This window comes from Streptomyces sp. DSM 120436 (assembly GCF_055778765.1).
On record NZ_JBSKBS010000001.1, the window covers coordinates 3,524,698 to 3,539,939 of the forward strand.

At 75.2% G+C, this 15,242-nt stretch carries 13 protein-coding genes and 1 pseudogene; 6 read left to right on the top strand and 8 right to left on the bottom strand.

Annotation, left to right across the window (positions count from 1 at the left end; translation table 11 throughout):
• Window positions 1-4 precede the first annotated feature (4 nt).
• From ACWH4W_RS15685 to ACWH4W_RS15695, 3 genes are read left to right on the top strand one after another with little or no spacing between them, the layout of a single operon-like run.
• A complete protein-coding gene (locus ACWH4W_RS15685) occupies window positions 5-1,021 on the top strand; it encodes a carbohydrate ABC transporter permease (protein WP_473076343.1) in 1,017 nt (338 codons plus the stop codon).
• Window positions 1,021-1,908 (top strand): carbohydrate ABC transporter permease, encoded by an 888-nt coding sequence (locus ACWH4W_RS15690; RefSeq protein ID WP_473076344.1) that lies wholly within the window; start codon window positions 1,021-1,023, stop codon window positions 1,906-1,908. Before ACWH4W_RS15685 ends, ACWH4W_RS15690 begins: the two co-directional genes overlap by 1 nt.
• 24 nt (window positions 1,909-1,932) lie before the next feature.
• A complete protein-coding gene (locus ACWH4W_RS15695) occupies window positions 1,933-3,702 on the top strand; it encodes a CocE/NonD family hydrolase (protein ID WP_473076345.1) in 1,770 nt (589 codons plus the stop codon).
• Here ACWH4W_RS15695 and ACWH4W_RS15700 read toward each other — a convergent pair.
• The 3 genes and pseudogenes from ACWH4W_RS15700 to ACWH4W_RS15710 all read right to left on the bottom strand — a co-directional run bounded on the left by ACWH4W_RS15700 (window position 3,691) and on the right by ACWH4W_RS15710 (window position 6,057).
• Complete coding sequence (locus ACWH4W_RS15700) at window positions 3,691-4,749, bottom strand: LacI family DNA-binding transcriptional regulator (RefSeq protein ID WP_473076346.1); 1,059 nt, start codon at window positions 4,747-4,749, stop codon at window positions 3,691-3,693. The genes ACWH4W_RS15695 and ACWH4W_RS15700 overlap by 12 nt on opposite strands.
• A gap of 53 nt (window positions 4,750-4,802) precedes the next feature.
• A pseudogene (locus ACWH4W_RS15705) lies at window positions 4,803-5,143 on the bottom strand (glycoside hydrolase family 43 protein); the annotation flags it as partial.
• A gap of 89 nt (window positions 5,144-5,232) precedes the next feature.
• Entirely contained in the window at window positions 5,233-6,057 is an 825-nt protein-coding gene (locus ACWH4W_RS15710; protein WP_473076347.1) for a rhomboid family intramembrane serine protease, read from the bottom strand.
• 63 nt (window positions 6,058-6,120) lie between these two features.
• On the opposite strand from ACWH4W_RS15710, the gene ACWH4W_RS15715 reads away from it, so the two are divergent.
• Window positions 6,121-6,441: a hypothetical protein gene (locus ACWH4W_RS15715; RefSeq protein WP_473076348.1), complete on the top strand. Its 321-nt coding sequence runs from the start codon at window positions 6,121-6,123 to the stop codon at window positions 6,439-6,441.
• 78 nt (window positions 6,442-6,519) lie between these two features.
• On the opposite strand, the gene ACWH4W_RS15720 is transcribed toward ACWH4W_RS15715, so the two are convergent.
• Window positions 6,520-7,911, bottom strand: a complete 1,392-nt coding sequence (locus tag ACWH4W_RS15720) for an FAD-dependent oxidoreductase (RefSeq protein WP_473076349.1) — start codon at window positions 7,909-7,911, stop codon at window positions 6,520-6,522.
• Window positions 7,912-7,948: 37 nt separating this feature from the next.
• Window positions 7,949-8,944: a DUF4349 domain-containing protein gene (locus ACWH4W_RS15725; protein ID WP_473076350.1), complete on the bottom strand. Its 996-nt coding sequence runs from the start codon at window positions 8,942-8,944 to the stop codon at window positions 7,949-7,951.
• 156 nt (window positions 8,945-9,100) lie between these two features.
• Between ACWH4W_RS15725 and hemG the strand changes: the two genes are divergently transcribed.
• Complete coding sequence (hemG, locus tag ACWH4W_RS15730; protein WP_473076351.1) at window positions 9,101-10,558, top strand: protoporphyrinogen oxidase; 1,458 nt, start codon at window positions 9,101-9,103, stop codon at window positions 10,556-10,558.
• Window positions 10,559-10,563: 5 nt separating this feature from the next.
• Window positions 10,564-11,295, top strand: a complete 732-nt coding sequence (gene hemQ, locus ACWH4W_RS15735; RefSeq protein WP_106411903.1) for a hydrogen peroxide-dependent heme synthase — start codon at window positions 10,564-10,566, stop codon at window positions 11,293-11,295.
• Window positions 11,296-11,307: 12 nt separating this feature from the next.
• Here hemQ and ACWH4W_RS15740 read toward each other — a convergent pair whose 3' ends face one another.
• From ACWH4W_RS15740 to ACWH4W_RS15750, 3 genes are all read right to left on the bottom strand, one after another.
• Window positions 11,308-12,879 carry an alpha/beta hydrolase gene (locus ACWH4W_RS15740; RefSeq protein ID WP_473076352.1) on the bottom strand — a complete coding sequence of 524 codons (1,572 nt, stop codon included), beginning with the start codon at window positions 12,877-12,879 and terminating at the stop codon, window positions 11,308-11,310.
• Between the two features lie 105 nt (window positions 12,880-12,984).
• On the bottom strand, window positions 12,985-13,761 hold the full coding sequence (locus ACWH4W_RS15745; RefSeq protein WP_473076353.1) for a TIGR04222 domain-containing membrane protein: 777 nt from the start codon (window positions 13,759-13,761) through the stop codon (window positions 12,985-12,987).
• A 126-nt stretch (window positions 13,762-13,887) separates the two neighbouring features.
• Window positions 13,888-15,210 (bottom strand): MbnB/TglH/ChrH family RiPP precursor modification enzyme, encoded by a 1,323-nt coding sequence (locus ACWH4W_RS15750; protein ID WP_473076354.1) that lies wholly within the window; start codon window positions 15,208-15,210, stop codon window positions 13,888-13,890.
• Window positions 15,211-15,242: the final 32 nt, after the last annotated feature.

Genomic DNA, 15,242 nt, shown 5'->3' on the forward strand with positions numbered 1-15,242 from the left:
AGACATGAGCGACACCCTGGGCACCGGCGCGGCCGACGGCCGCACGCCGCGGGGCACGCCCGGGGCCGGGGACGCGGCCGCGGCCGTGCCCCCGGCCCCGCCGCGGGCGGCCGCACGCCGTCGGGGCAGGACGCGACTGGAGATCGCCGTCCTGTCCGCACCGGCGGTCATTGTGTTCCTGGCGTTCGTGATCTTCCCGGTCGCGCTCGCCGCGTACTACGGCTTCTACCAGTGGAAGGGCTACGGAGAGCCCACCGACTGGGTCGGCCTGAACAACTACGAGCTGATCCTCACCGACCCCGCGTTCCACGACGTCCTGTGGCACAACGGCCTGATCCTGGTGCTGTCCCTGGTCATCCAGGGGCCGCTGGCGATCGGTCTCGCCCTGCTGCTCAACCAGCGGATCCGCGGCCGTTCGGCGATCCGCGTCCTGGTCTTCGTGCCGTACATCATCTCCGAGGTGATCGTCGGCACCGGCTGGAGCCTGATGCTGCAGAGCGACGGCGCCGTCAACGACCTGCTGCGCGCGATCGGCCTGGGCTCGCTGGAGGCCGACTGGATCTCCGACCCGGACCTGGCCATCTGGACGCTGATGGCCATCATCACGTGGAAGTACCTCGGCTTCGCGGTGATCCTGATGCTCGCCGGCCTGCAGTCGATCCCGGACGAGATCTTCGAGGCCGCGCAGATCGACGGCGCCTCCTACTGGCAGATCCAGCGCCGCATCACCCTGCCGCTGCTGGGACCGACGATCCGCATCTGGGCCTTCCTGTCGATCATCGGCTCGCTGCAACTGTTCGACCTCGTCTACATCATCTGGGGCCAGTACGTCTCGGGCACCGCCGGGACCTCCACCATGGCGATCTACATGCTCGCCCAGGGCCGCAACGCGGGCAACTACGGCTACGGCAGCGCCGTCGCCGTCGTGATGTTCGTGATCTCGCTGGTCGTCGCGCTCATCTACCAGCGCTTCGTCCTGCGCCGCGACCTCAGGGGCGCCGTCACCGAAGGGACCGTGTGATGAGCGCGACGACCACTACCTCCCGGACGTCCGTCACCTCCGGGAAGCCCGCGGGGCGCAGCGGCCGGCAGCAGACCTGGGGCAGCCCGGTCGCCTACTTCGTCGCGCTGCTCTTCGTCGGCGTCTGCGTCGCGCCGGTGCTGTACATCGTGCTCGGCGGCTTCCGCACCAACGCGCAGATCACCACCGAACCGGCCGCACTGCCCGACCCCTGGGTGGCCGGCAACTACCTGGACGTCCTCGAGTCGTCCGTGTTCTGGGGCGAGTTCGCCAACTCCCTGATCGTCGCGCTCGCCAGCACGGCCGGCATCGTCGCGCTCGGGCTGATGGTCAGCTTCGTCATCGCCCGCTACGACTTCCGGTTCAAGGGCGCGATGTACTCCCTGTTCGCGGCGGGCCTGATGTTCCCGATGGTCATCGCGATCACTCCGCTGTACCTGGTGATCAAGGACCTCGGGCTCGTGGACAACCTGCTCGGCGTGATCGTCCCGCAGATCGCCTTCGGCCTGCCGACGACGGTCATCATCCTCGTGCCGTTCCTGCGGGCCATCCCGAACGAGATCGAGGAGGCCGCCGCGCTCGACGGCATGAGCCGGCTCGGGTTCTTCTTCCGCATGGTGGTCCCGCTGTCGCTGCCCGGCGTGGTCACCGTCGGCATTCTCGGCTTCGTCGGCAGCTGGAACAACTACCTGCTGCCCCTGTACGTCCTCAACTCGCAGGCCAACTTCACCCTGCCGCTGGGCGTGCAGGTGTTCTCCTCGCAGTACTCCACGGACACCGCGAAGGTGCTCGCCTTCACCTCGCTCGCCATGCTGCCCGCCCTGGTCTTCTTCTCGGTCTTCGAGAAGCGCATCGTCGGCGGCCTCACCGGCGCGGTGAAGGGCTGACAAGGCAAAGAAGGGACCGCACCCGTGCCCGTCACCTCCCGGCAGACACCGGACCCGGTCGCCGAGCGCCGGGAGGTGACCTGCCCGATGCGCGACGGGACACGGCTGCGGACTCTTCTGCTCCTCCCGCACGGCACCGGCCCCCGGCCGGCCCTGCTCACCCGCCACCCCTACGACGTGACCCGGGAGGAGGACGACGGTTACCTGGACGTCGGACGCCTCGTCGCCGCGGGCTACCTGGTCGCGCTCCAGGACGTGCGGGGCCGCTTCGGCTCCGAGGGCGTCTTCGACCCGTGCGCCCAGGAGGAGGCGGACGGCGCCGACGCCGTGGCCTGGCTCGCCGCGCGCCCGGAGTGCGACGGCACCGTGGGCATGTGGGGCGCGTCCTACGCTTCCGACACCCAGTTCGCCGCGCTGCTCGGCGGCGCCCCGGCGCTGCGGGCGGTCGCCCCGGCCATGACGCCGGCGCTGTCGGCGCTCGACGGGTTCCGCTTCCGCGGCGGGGTGCCGGAGCTCGGCAGCACCCTCGCGTGGACGCACTACGCCATCGCCCCCGACACGATCGCCCGTATCGCCTCCGCCCGCGACCGGGAGGCCGAGCGGCGGCGCTGGGAGGCGACCGAGCGCGCGATCACGACGGGCGAGGCGTACCGCGCCGGGGCCCTGCACACCGGACGGGACGTCGAGGGGATCGTCCGGTGGGGCCTGGACCGGCTGCGGGAGCCGCTGGACTCGGCGCGGCACCGCGAGGGGAAGATCGTCGACCGGATCGACGCGGTCGACGTGCCGGTCCTGCTGACCGGCGGCTGGTTCGACGTGTTCCTCGGGCCGACCCTGGAGCTGTACCGGAGGCTGCGGCGCCGGGCGGAGGACACGGGCGGGCCGGCGCCCCGGCTCGTGGTGGGCCCGTGGACGCACGACGACCTGTCGGGCCGGGCGGCGGGCCTGGAGTCCGGGCCGGAGGCCCCCGCCGACGCCCCCGGCGACGGCGGGGACCTCACCGCGCTGCACCTGCGGTGGTTCGACGCGGTCCTGCGCGGGGGCGCGGCGGAGCTGCCGCCGGTGCGGGTCTTCCTGATGGGCGCCGACCGCTGGGTGGCAGCGACCGAGTTCCCGCCGCGCGACGCGCGGACGCTCGAGCTGTATCTGAACGCCGGGGGCGCCCTCGCGCCCGAACCGGACGGAAGCGGAGGCCGGCGGCTCGTCAGCGATCCGGCGTCCCCGGTGCCGACGTGCGGCGGGGCGGTCCTGCTCTTCGCGCCGTTCGGTGCGGGACCCGCCGGCCAGACGGAGGCCGAGGCACGGCAGGACGTCGTCTCCTGGCGCACCGAGCCGCTGGAGGCGGAGCTCACGGCGATGGGTGCGGTCCACGCCGTCGTCAACCTCCGGACCACGGGTACGGACGCGGACGTGGTGGTCCGGCTGTGCGACGAACACCCCGACGGCACCAGCCGCGTCGTCACCGACGGCGTACAGCGGGGATCGGCGCGGTCCGTCGACCCGGTGACCGGCCTGGGGGAGCGGCGCCCGCTGGAGCCGGGCCGGGTGCATGAGTTCGTCGTGGACCTCTGGTCGACGGCGCACACCTTTCTGCCGGGCCACCGGATACGCGTCGACATCGCACCCAGTTCGTCACCCCGCTGGGACGTCGGTACCAACACCTTCGCTCCGGCAGGGGAGTTCACGCGGCCCGTCGCGGCGGAGCACACGGTCCTCCAGGGCGCCGGCCACCCGAGCCGCCTCGTCCTCCAGGTCGTCGCGACCCCTGGACCGGCCCCCGCGTCACCGGCCTGACGCGGCACCCCCGGCCACGGGCCCGGTCGAGGCGCGGATGACCAGTTCGGTGGCCAGCTCCACACGGGCCGGGGGACGGGTCCCGCCGTCCTCGCCGCGTGAGAGGTCGAGCAGCAGCTTGACCGCCGCGGCGCCCAGTTCGGTGCTGGGCTGACGGACCGTCGTCAGCCCGGGGGTGATGTACTGCGCCTCCGGCAGGTCGTCGAAGCCGATGACGCTGATGTCGTCGGGGACCCGCAGGCCCCGGGCGCCCAGCGCGTCGTAGACGCCGAGCGCCATCGAGTCGGCGCAGGCGAAGACCGCCGTGATCCCCGGGTCGCCGTCGAGCAGGGCGTGGGCGGCGGTCGCCGCCTTGGCGCGGTTCCAGCCGCCGTGGGTCACCGTCACCGTGGCCCGTCCCGCGGTCCCGGTGTCGGCCGCCGCGCGGAAACCGTCGACGCGCGCCCGGCTGAACAGATGGCGGGCGTGCCCGGCGACCACGCCCATCCGCTCGTGGCCCAGGGACAGCAGGTGCTCGGCGGCCATGCGGCCGCCCTCCCAGTTGGCCACACCGACGCTCGTCACTCCCGGCGGCGGTGCGGTCATCGGGTCGATCAGCACCACGGGGACGCCCGCCGCGAAGAGCGCGCCGAACTGCGGCGACGCGGGGTCGACCAGCGTGCCGACCACGCCGAGGGCGCGCCTGCGCAGGACCCGCGACACCCAGTCGCCGTGCGGCTCGGCCAGCGTCAGCACCACGTCGAGCCCCGCCGCGGCCGCCTCCCGGCCGACGCCCGCGATGAGGAGGTTCGCCCACGACCCCTCGAAGTGGGTGACCACCAGGTCGAGGACGTCGGACCGGCCGCTCTCCTCGCGGGCGCCCTCGCCCTTGGCCCCCGCCCGGCGGGTGTAGCCGACGGCCCGCACGGCCTCCATGACCCGTGCGCGGGTCTCCGCCGAGACGTCGGTCCCGCCGCGCAGCACCTTCGACACGGTCGGCACGCTCGTGCCGGCGGTCTTGGCGACCAGGGACAGGGTGGGACGCGTTCCGGCTGGTCGGGGTGGCATGGGGGACAGATTAGCCGAACCGGCGTGGGCGCCCTCCGGACGCGGGCCGCCCCTCACACGGCAGACGTCGGGACGTGCCCGAACCGGTCGGAGGCGGCCGTGCCCTTGGTGGCGCACCCGCCGATGACGCGGCGGTGGAGCCGCAGGCGGCCTTGGTGGACAGGTGGCGCCCGTCCGGTTCGGCGAGCGGGTGGGCGCCCGGGGCGGCGGGATCGCCCAGCCGGAGGGCGAGGGTGCCGGGGCCGGCGACGCGGCCGTCGGTGAGCAGGGGTGACGCGGGCGCCAGATCCGTCGTCCGGACCGTCACGGTGAGGGTCACCGGGCCGGCCGGGACGGAGCGCTGGGCCACGGTCCGGCGCAGCGGTCCGATCCGGGCGGCGACGCGGACCTCGCCCCGTACGAGCGAGCGGACCTCGTCCTCCGCTTCGAACGGCGGGTTGCCGTGGGGAGCCGAGGCCCGCGGACGGTCAAGCGGGTGGCCGTCTACCAGCCGGTCCGGGCCCGCCGGCCGAAGAGCATGCCGCGCGGCTCGGGCGGCGGGGGAGTGCCCGGCTTCAGCGGCCATGCCAGCAGCATGCCGACGACGAAGCCGACGACGTGCGCCGCGTACGCCACCGTGCCCGCGTCCGTGACGCCCTGCCCGGCCGAGTACAGCGCCTGGAGCACGAACCACAGGCCCAGCACGATCCACGCGGGCAGCCGCAGCGGCAGGAAGATCAGGAATGGCACCAGCACCCAGACCCGCGCCCGCGGATAGAGGACCAGGTACGCGCCGAGGACCCCGGCGACCGCCCCGGACGCGCCGATCAGCGGCTCGCCCGAGCCGTTGTTCAGGAGGGCGAAGCCGTACGCGGCCGCGTAGCCGCACAGCAGGTAGAACAGCAGGAAGCGGAGGTGCCCCATGCGGTCCTCGATGTTGTTGCCGAAGATCCACAGGAACAGCATGTTGCCCAGCAGGTGCAGCCAGCCGCCGTGCAGGAACATCGCCGTCAGCACGCTCAGCTCCGGCGACTTCTCGTAGCCGGGCGGCCCGATCACGCACCCCGGACCCTGCGGGCCCACGCCGGTGGAGCCCGTCGGCACGAGCTCCGGCAGCCGGTGGTGGATCAGCTCCCTGGGCACCACCGCCCACCGCTCCAGGAACGCCTGGAGGTGACACAGGTCGGCCAGGCTGCCGCCGCTCCCGGTCAGGGAGCCCACGACACCGGGCGTGAACGCGACGAAGACGACGACATTGGCGACGATCAGCGCGTACGTCACCCAGGGGGTGCGCCGCGCGGGGTTCACGTCATGGACGGGGATGACCACAACCCCCTAGTGCCCGGACGGCCGCCGGTGAATCAACGGTCCCCTGAACGCAGCCCGTCCGCCGTGCACGCGCTGCCCGACGGCGAGGCCGAGCTGACGCTCGTGGTCCGCCTCCCCCGGGAGGCCGTCGCCCGGCTCGGCCAGGAGGCGGGGCGGATCGCCTCGCAGATGCGGCGGGCGGTGACGCTCGACGAGGCGGCCGGCCACCGGCTGCGGTCCGCGCGGGCCGCAGCCGCGCCCGCCCGTCCGGCCGGTGAACAGCCGCCCGTCGTCCCGCCGCCCGCCGCCTCCGCGCCGTCGGCCGGGCCGGTCTCCTCCCTGCCGTCCCGCCCGCCCGGGGAGCAGGCCCGGCAGGCGGTCGGACGGATCAACGGGACGGCGTGACCGGCGGCGGCCGGTGAACAGCCGCCCGTCGCCCGCGGCGCGTGCTCACCCCGCCCCTCGTCCTTCACCGCCCGGCCTTCACCGCCCGGCCTTCGCCGCCGCCTTCCGCGCCGCCACCTGGACCGGGTCCCAGACCGGGGAGAACGGCGGGGCGTAGCCCAGGTCCAGTGCGGCGACCTGGTGGACCGTCATGCCCGCCGTGAGGGCCACCGCCGCGATGTCCACGCGCTTGCCCGCGCCCTCGCGGCCGACGATCTGGACGCCGAGCAGCCGGCCCGTGCCCAGTTCCGCCAGCATCTTCACCGTCATGGGGGAGGCGTTCGGGTAGTAGCCCGCCCGGCTGGTCGACTCGATCGTCACCGTCTCGAAGCGCAGGCCCACGCGGTGGGCGTCCTTCTCCCGCAGCCCGGTGCGCGCGATCTCCAGGTCGCACACCTTGCTGACCGCCGTGCCGACCACCCCCGGGAAGGTGGCGTAGCCGCCGCCGGCGTTCGTGCCGATGATCTGGCCGTGCTTGTTGGCGTGGGTGCCCAGCGGGATGTGCCGCGACTGCCCGGAGACCAGGTCGAGCACCTCCACGCAGTCGCCGCCCGCCCACACGTTCTCCTGCCCGCGCACCCGCATCGACCGGTCGGTGAGCAGCCCGCCGTGCGCGCCGAGGGGCAGCCCGGCGTCGCGCGCGAGGGAGGTCTCGGGGCGTACGCCGATGCCCAGGACGACGACGTCGGCGGGGTACTCGGCGTCCGCGGTGGCCACCGCCCGTACCCGGCCGTCGTCGCCGGTGGGCAGCGCGGTCACCGTGGCGTCGTTGACCATCGTGATGCCCAGGCCGGTCATGGCCTCGTGCACCAGCCGGCCCATGTCGGGGTCGAGCGTCGCCATCGGCTCCCGGCCCCGGTTGACGACCGTCACCTCGTAGCCGCGCTTGATCATGGCCTCGGCCATCTCCACGCCGATGTAGCCCGCCCCCACGACCACCGCGCGGCGCCCACCGGTGCCGGCCAGCGTGTCCAGCAGCGCCTGCCCGTCGTCCAGCGTCTGCACCCCGTGCACCCCGGGCGCGTCGATGCCGGGCAGCTCCGGGCGGACCGGCCGCGCACCGGTCGCGATCACCAGCTTGTCGTACGGCGTCCACGACTCGGCGCCGGACTCCAGGTCGCGGGCGCGCACCCGCCCCCGGTCCAGGTCGATCGCCGTGACCTCGGTGCGCAGCCGCACGTCGATGTCCCGGGCGCGGTGCTCCTCGGGGGTGCGCGCGATCAGCAGGTCCCGGTCCTCGACGTCGCCGCCCACCCAGTAGGGGATGCCGCAGGCGGAGTAGGAGGTGAAGTGGCCGCGTTCGAACGCCACGATCTCCAGCTCGTCCGGGCCCTTCATCCGCCGGGCCCGCGACGCCGCGGACATGCCCGCGGCGTCGCCGCCGATCACGACCAGCCGTTCCCTCGTCCCGTGTGCAGCGCTCTTGTTCATGCCGCCCACGCTACGGGGGAGGGTCCGGGGCGGTCCCTCAGGTGCCGCCGTTCCCGGCGTCCGGGGCGCGCCCCGGGACCGGCGGGGCGACGGGCAGCGAGCCCGGGGCCGGGCCGGCGGCCGCGGGTCCGGGCCGCGGCCGGCGCCGCAGCCGGGGGGCGATCAGCTTGCTCCACACCAGGACGGCCACCGCCGCCGTCGCCGCGAACGGCAGGACCGCGCCCAGCGCCACCAGCAGCCAGCGCAGCATCGTCAGGAAGACGTCCCAGCCGCCCGCGAGCGCGTCCAGGAAGCCGGGTTCGTCGTCCTCCCTCTCCTGCTGCGCGGGGGCCTCGGACAGCGTGAGGGTGATGGTGGCGAGGCTCGTGCGGTCCTTCAGGGACGCCTGCTGGGCGAGCAGCGACTCCAGGTCCGCCTGGCGGCTGCTCAGCTCGCCCTCCAGCGTCACCACGTCGCTGAGCCTGGCCGCCCGGTCCATCAGCTCGCGGATCCGCGCCACGCTGGCCCGCTGCGACCGGATCCGGCTCTCCACGTCCACGACCTGGCCGGTGACGTCCTGCGCCGTCGCGCTGCGCTCGACGAGGGTGCCCGTGCCCTCCAGCTCCGCCAGCACCTCCTCGTACGCGTCGACGGGCACGCGCAGCACCACGCGCGTGCGCTCATGCCCCCGCCCGTCCCGGCGGGTGGTCTCGTCACCGACGTAGCCGCCCGCGTCCGTGGCCGCGGCACGGGCCTCGTCGAGCGCCGTCGGCACGTCCTCGACGCGCACCGTCAGGAAGGCGGTGCGGATGATGTGCTCCGCCGCCACCTGGGGCGCAAAGGCCGCGGAACGGTCCGCCGTGCCGCCCGGCGCGCCCTGCTTCCCGGACTCGGGCCCGGCGGCCGCCCCCTCGTCCGCCGCGGCCCTCCCCCCGCCCTTGCTGTCGGAGACCGCGGAGTCACCGGAAGCGCTGCACCCGGTGACCGCGAGGGCCGCCGCCAGCAGGGCCCCGGCGAGGGCGTGGGCGGATCGTGCGGATCGTCGTGTGCGCATGCGGGCTCCCCCTGGTGTCCTGACGGCTGACATCCCTGAGACGCCGCAAGGGGGGCGGGCGTTCGGGCCGGACGGTCGCGATGGGGTCACGGTAGGGACTCGACGGGGCCACACGGCCCTGGCGGACCGGCGTGCGGCATCTGAGAAGGTGGGGGCATGAACGGAGCACACAGGGGCGGCGGCCGGCACGCCGTCGTCGTCGGAGCGGGCATCGCCGGACTGGCCGCCGCGCACCGGCTGCTGGAGCACGGGGCGCGGGTCACCGTCCTGGAGGCCTCGGAACGGGTCGGCGGCAAGCTGCTGCCCGGCGAGATCGCGGGCGCCCGCGTCGACCTCGGGGCGGAGTCGCTGCTGGCCCGCCGGCCCGAGGCGGTGGGACTCGCCCGCGCCGTGGGGCTGTCCGACCGGCTCCAGCCGCCCGCCACCGCCTCCGCCGCGCTGTGGACCCGCGGCGCCCTGCGCCCCATGCCGAAGGGGCACGTCATGGGCGTCCCCGGCACCGCCGCCGCCCTCACCGGGGTGCTGTCCGACGAGGGCCTCGCCCGGATCGAGCGGGATGCCGACCTGCCGCCCACCGAGGTCGGCGACGACGTGGCGATCGGCGAGTACGTCGCCGAGCGGTTCGGCCGCGAGGTCGTCGACCGGCTCGTCGAGCCGCTGCTCGGCGGGGTGTACGCGGGCGACGCGTACCGCATCTCGATGCGCTCGGCGGTCCCGCAGCTCTTCGAGGCCGCACGCGCGCACGCCACCCTGACCGAAGCGGTCCGCGCCGTGCAGGCGAGGACGGCCGCCGACCGGCCCAGCGGGCCCGTCTTCATGGGCGTCGCGGGCGGCGTGGGCACCCTGCCGCTCGCGGTCGCCGACTCCCTGCGCTCCCGCGGCGCCCGCGTCCTCACCGGCACCCCGGTCACCGCACTGCGCCGCGAACCGGACGCCGGCTGGCGGCTCGTCGCCGGCGGCGAGGTGCTGCACGCCGACGCGGTCGTCGTCGCCGTGCCCGCCCCGGCCGCCGCCGGACTGCTGCGCGCCGAGGCGCCGGGCGCCGCCGCCGAGCTGTCCGCCGTCGAGTACGCCTCGATGGCGCTCATCACCCTCGCCTACCGGCGCGACGAGGCACGGCTGCCCGAGGGCAGCGGGTTCCTGGTGCCGCCCGTGGAGGGCCGCTCCGTCAAGGCGTCCACCTTCGCCTCCCGCAAGTGGGGCTGGATCGCCGAGGAGAACCCGGGCCTGGCCGTCGTCCGCACCTCCGTGGGCCGCCACGGCGAGACGGAGGTCCTGCGCCGCGACGACGACGAGCTGGTGGAGCTCTCCCGGCACGACCTGAAGGCGGCCACCGGCCTGGACGCCGCCCCGGTCGCCGCCCGCGTCACCCGCTGGGACGACGGCCTGCCCCAGTACCCGGTCGGCCACCACGCGCGCGTGGCCCGCGTCCGCGCGCACCTCGCGGGCCTGTCCGGGCTGGCCGTGTGCGGCGCCGCGTACGACGGCGTCGGCGTCCCCGCGTGCATCGCGAGCGCGTACGCCGCCGCCGACCGGGTCCGGGGCGACCTGCGCGGCGAGGGAGAGCTCACCGCGGACCCGGTGCGAAGCCTTCACCGAGGAACAGGAGAATAAGGGACATGAGTGACGACGCCACCACCCCCGCGCCCGAACGGATCCCCAACAAGGGCAAGCTGGCCAAGGACCTGAACGAGGTCATCCGCTACACCCTGTGGTCCGTGTTCAAGCTGAAGGACGTCCTGCCGGAGGACCGCGCCGGCTACGCCGAGGAGGTCCAGGAGCTGTTCGACCAGCTCGCCGCCAAGGACGTCACGATCCGCGGCACCTACGACCTGTCGGGCCTGCGCGCGGACGCCGACCTCATGATCTGGTGGCACGCGGAGACCGCCGACCAGCTCCAGGAGGCCTACAACCTCTTCCGCCGCACCCGCCTCGGCCGCGCGCTCGAGCCGGTCTGGTCGAACATGGCGCTGCACCGCCCCGCCGAGTTCAACCGCTCGCACATCCCGGCGTTCCTCGCCGACGAGACCCCCCGCGACTACGTGAGCGTCTACCCGTTCGTGCGCTCCTACGACTGGTACCTGCTGCCGGACGAGGACCGCCGCCGGATGCTCGCGGACCACGGCAAGATGGCCCGCGGCTACCCGGACGTGCGGGCCAACACGGTCGCCTCGTTCTCCCTCGGCGACTACGAGTGGATCCTCGCCTTCGAGGCCGACGAGCTGCACCGCATCGTCGACCTGATGCGTCACCTGCGCGGCTCCGAGGCCCGCATGCACGTCCGCGAGGAGATCCCGTTCTTCACCGGCCGCCGCAAGGACGTCGCCGACCTGGTCGCCGGCCTGGCCTGACGCCCGCCCGCCTCAGGCCGCGGGCGGCGTCGGCCCGGGCGCCGGGTGCGGTGCGCAGGACGCGCGCCGCCCCGGCACCCGGCCCTCCAGCAGATACGCCGTCAGGTGTTCGTTCACGCAGGTGTTGGCGCCGCCCGCCAGCCCGTGACTGCCGGCGTCCCGCTCCGTCACCAGGGCGGCCCCGGCCAGCCGCCGGTGCAGCTCCAGCGCGCCGTCGTACGGGGTGGCCGCGTCCCGCTCGGCCGCCAGGATCAGCGTCGGCGGCAGCTCTCCCGCCCCGGCACGCACGTCCAGCGGCTGCTGCCGGGGCGCCGGCCAGTAGGCGCAGGGCAGGTTGGTCCACACGTTGTCCCACGTCTCGAACGGCGCCCGCCGCGCGAGCCGGGTGTTGTCCCGGTCCCACACCGCGAAGTCCGTCGGCCAGGGGGCGTCGTTGCACTCCACGGCCAGGTACACCGCGCGCGTGTTCTCCTCCTCGGCCGCCGCCTCCGGATGCTCCTCGGCCTGCTCGGTCAGCGGCCCGGGATCGCCCTTCAGGTACGCCGACAGGGCGTGCGCGCGCTGCGGCCAGTGGTCGTCGTAGTACGCCGCCCCGAGCATGGCGGTGTGCAGCTGTGCCGGCCCGACCTTCCCGCCCGCCGGCTCCCGCGCCAGCCGTTCGCGCACCCGGTCGTAGCTGTCCCGCACCTCCCGCGCGGTGTCGCCCAGCCCGTACACGTCGTGGTGGCGGGCCGCCCAGGCCCGGAAGTCCGCCCAGCGGTCCTCGAACGCGGCCGACTGGGCGAGGTTGTTGCGGTACCAGATCCGCTCCGGCGCCGGGTTCACCGCCGAGTCGAACACCATCCTCCGCACGTGCGAGGGGAACAGCGTCGCGTACAGCGCCCCGATGTACGTGCCGTACGACGAGCCGAGGAACGTCAGCCGGGTCTCGCCCAGCGCGGCGCGCAGCACGTCCAGGTCACGGGCGTTGTTCAGCGAGGTGTAGTGCCGCAGCGCGTCGCCGGACCGCTCGGCGCACCCCCGCGCGTACGCCGCCGCGCGGGCCGCGCGCTCCCGCTTGACCTTTGCCGAGGGGTGCTGGGGCGCCGGCGCGGGACCCTGGTGGAACGTCTCCGGGGCGACGCACGACAGCGGGGCGGAACGGCCCACCCCGCGCGGCGCGTAGCCGACCAGGTCGTAGGCCGCCGCGAGCCGCTTCCAGCCCGGGACCACGCCCGTCATCGGGAAGTACATCCCGCTCGCGCCGGGCCCGCCCGGGTTGTGCACCAGGGAGCCCTGCCGGGGCACCGCGCGCCCGGTCGCCGGGTCCTTCCCGGTGGCCCGGGAGCGGCTGACGGTCAGCCGGATCCGCTCGCCGTCCGGGCGGGCGTAGTCGAGCGGGACGCGCAGCGTGCCGCACTCCACGGTGGGCGGCAGCTCCTGCTCCTTCGCGCACGGGCCGAAGTCGATGCCCTCGGAAGCGGCGCGCGCGGCGGCCGCCGCGGCGCCGCGCGCCTCGGACGCGGACGCCGGGGTCCGGGCGGCGGCCGGCGGGGCGGCGAGGAGCAAGGACCCGGCTGTCACCAGGACGGCGGCGGTTCTCATCGGTGATCCCTTCGGAGCGCTGCGGCGACACAAGGGATGTTTTCCGCCTGTGTGGGGCCGGGCAAGGACCGACCACCTGGTGTCGGCGGCCGGTCCGCCGGCCGGTCACCACCGCGGGCCCGGTTCCCGGTGCGCGAAGGCCGCGCGCACCTGCGGTTCGCCCGCCGCCCGCACCCCGCGCACCGCGACGGAGGTGAGATACGCGCGGTCGTCGTCGGGGTCGCCGGCCGCGGCCCGCCGCGCGGAGGCCAGCAGCCGCTGACCCGCGGGGGACGCCCAGCGCGAGGCGGGGCTCAGCTCGAACCGTGCGATGGCCAGACAGCCCAGCGTGAACACCAGCGGCAACGCGAACCACAGGGCGACCAGCGAGCGCGGCATCTGCGACGGCGTGGGCATGAGCAGTGCGGCGGCGGCCAGCCCGGCCACGGCCGGCACCGCGAGCCGCGTCCGGCGCAGCGCCTCCGCGACGGTCCGCCCGTCGCCCTCCGGCACCGCGAGCCCGGCGCGCACCAGCCGGTCCGCCAGCGCGCGCACCGCCTCCGCGGTCGCCGCCGCCCTCCGCACCGGCGGTAGGGGCGACTGCCCGTCCGGTCCGATCGCCCCTATCACCGTGCGCTCGATGTCGTTCCGCCCGCGCGGGTCGACGACGGTGGCCCAGCCGGTGTGGGCCAGCAGCAGCCGCCGCTGACGGGCCATCGCGACGAGCGTGACGTCGGCGACCCGGGCGGGGCCGCCGGACAGGAACGCCGCCTCGTACAGCGTCAGGCCCCGCCCCTCGCCCTCACCGCCCGCGGCCGCCTCACGCACCGCCGCACGACACAGCCGCAGCCCCGCGACACCGGCGATCGCCCAGGCCAGCAGCAGGAGAGGAACCCAGAACATGGACTGTTTGTAAGGGACACGGTCGCGGAAACACCATGCCTTGTTCACCATCCGGACGCGGCGTCGCGGGCAGGTGACGTTCCGCCTGGCGTGCGCGGGCGCCCCCGGGGGCGTCCCGGAGGGGCCTCAGCGGCGCAGCAGCGCGCGGCGGGTGGCCCGGGCCAGGCGGACCACGGGCCGGTGCGACCGGGGGCGCGGGCCCGACCGGTCGAGCCACCACGCGCGCAGCTCGCGCCGCGCCCGCGCGTCCCCGGGGCGTCCGGCCGACAGCAACTGCTCCACGAAGGCCATCGCGTCGTGCCGGTGGCCGCCCGTCATCGGCCGGGTCCGCGCGTACGCGAGGAAGGCCGGCCGGTAGCCGTCGCCGAGGATCACCGGCAACTCCGGGGCCACCTTCGCGACGACGTCCGCGCGCTTGGCGGCGAGCGCCCGCGCCTGCACCCGCATCCGCGTCCGGTCGAACCCCTCGGGCACCGGCGTCCCCGCGACCAGCGCGGACAGCACCGCCGTCTGCGCGAGCGCCAGCCGCTCCCGCAGGGAGCCGTCCGCGGCCTCCACGGGGGCGGGCTCCCGCGCGCCCGCCGCGGCCGGGGCCTCGGACCGGCCGCGGGCGCCCGCCGCCACCGCCCCGCGGATCGCGTCCAGTTCGCGCTCCAGCTCCGCCGGGGGCGGGAAGTTCTCGTCCCGCTCCAGCAGCACGCCCGGGGGCGGGACGCGGGAGGCGAGGCCGGTGAGGATGTCGAGCACCGGACGCGGCACGGGGTGGGCGTGGCTGTCGTGCCACACGCCGTCCCGCTCGAACCCGCCCGCGACGTGCACGTAGGCGAGGGCCTCCAGGGGCAGGCCGGCGAGGGCCTCGGCCGGGTCCTCGCCGCGGTTGACGTGGTTGGTGTGCAGATTGGCGACGTCGATGAGCAGCCGTACGCCGGTGCGGTCGGCCAGTTCGTACAGGAACTGGCCCTCGGTCAGCTCCTCGCCGGGCCAGGAGAACAGCGCGGCGATGTTCTCCACGGCGAGCGGCACCGGGAGCGCGTCCTGGGCGATGCGGACGTTCTCGCACAGCACCGCGAGGGCGTCGCGGGTGCGCGGCACCGGCAGCAGGTGCCCGGCCTCGACGCCGGGGGACGCGGTCAGCGGACCGCCCGCGCGCACGAACGCGATGTGCTCGGTGACGAGGGGCGAGCCGAGCGCTGCGGCCCGCTCGGCGAGCGCGGTCAGGCGCCCTTCGTCGGGCCGTTCGGCGCCGCCGAGCCCCAGGGAGACGCCGTGCGGCACGACGGTCACGCCGCGTTCGCGCAGCCGCAGCAGCGAGTCGGGCAGGTGTCCGGGGCAGACGTTCTCGGCCACCACCTCGACCCAGTCGATGCCCGGCATGGCCTCCACCGCGTCCGCGATCTCCGGACGCCACCCGATCCCGGTCCCCAGCCGCACCGTCGCCGTCCCCGTCATCCCGTTCCCTCCCGCACCCCGGCGTTCCCGCC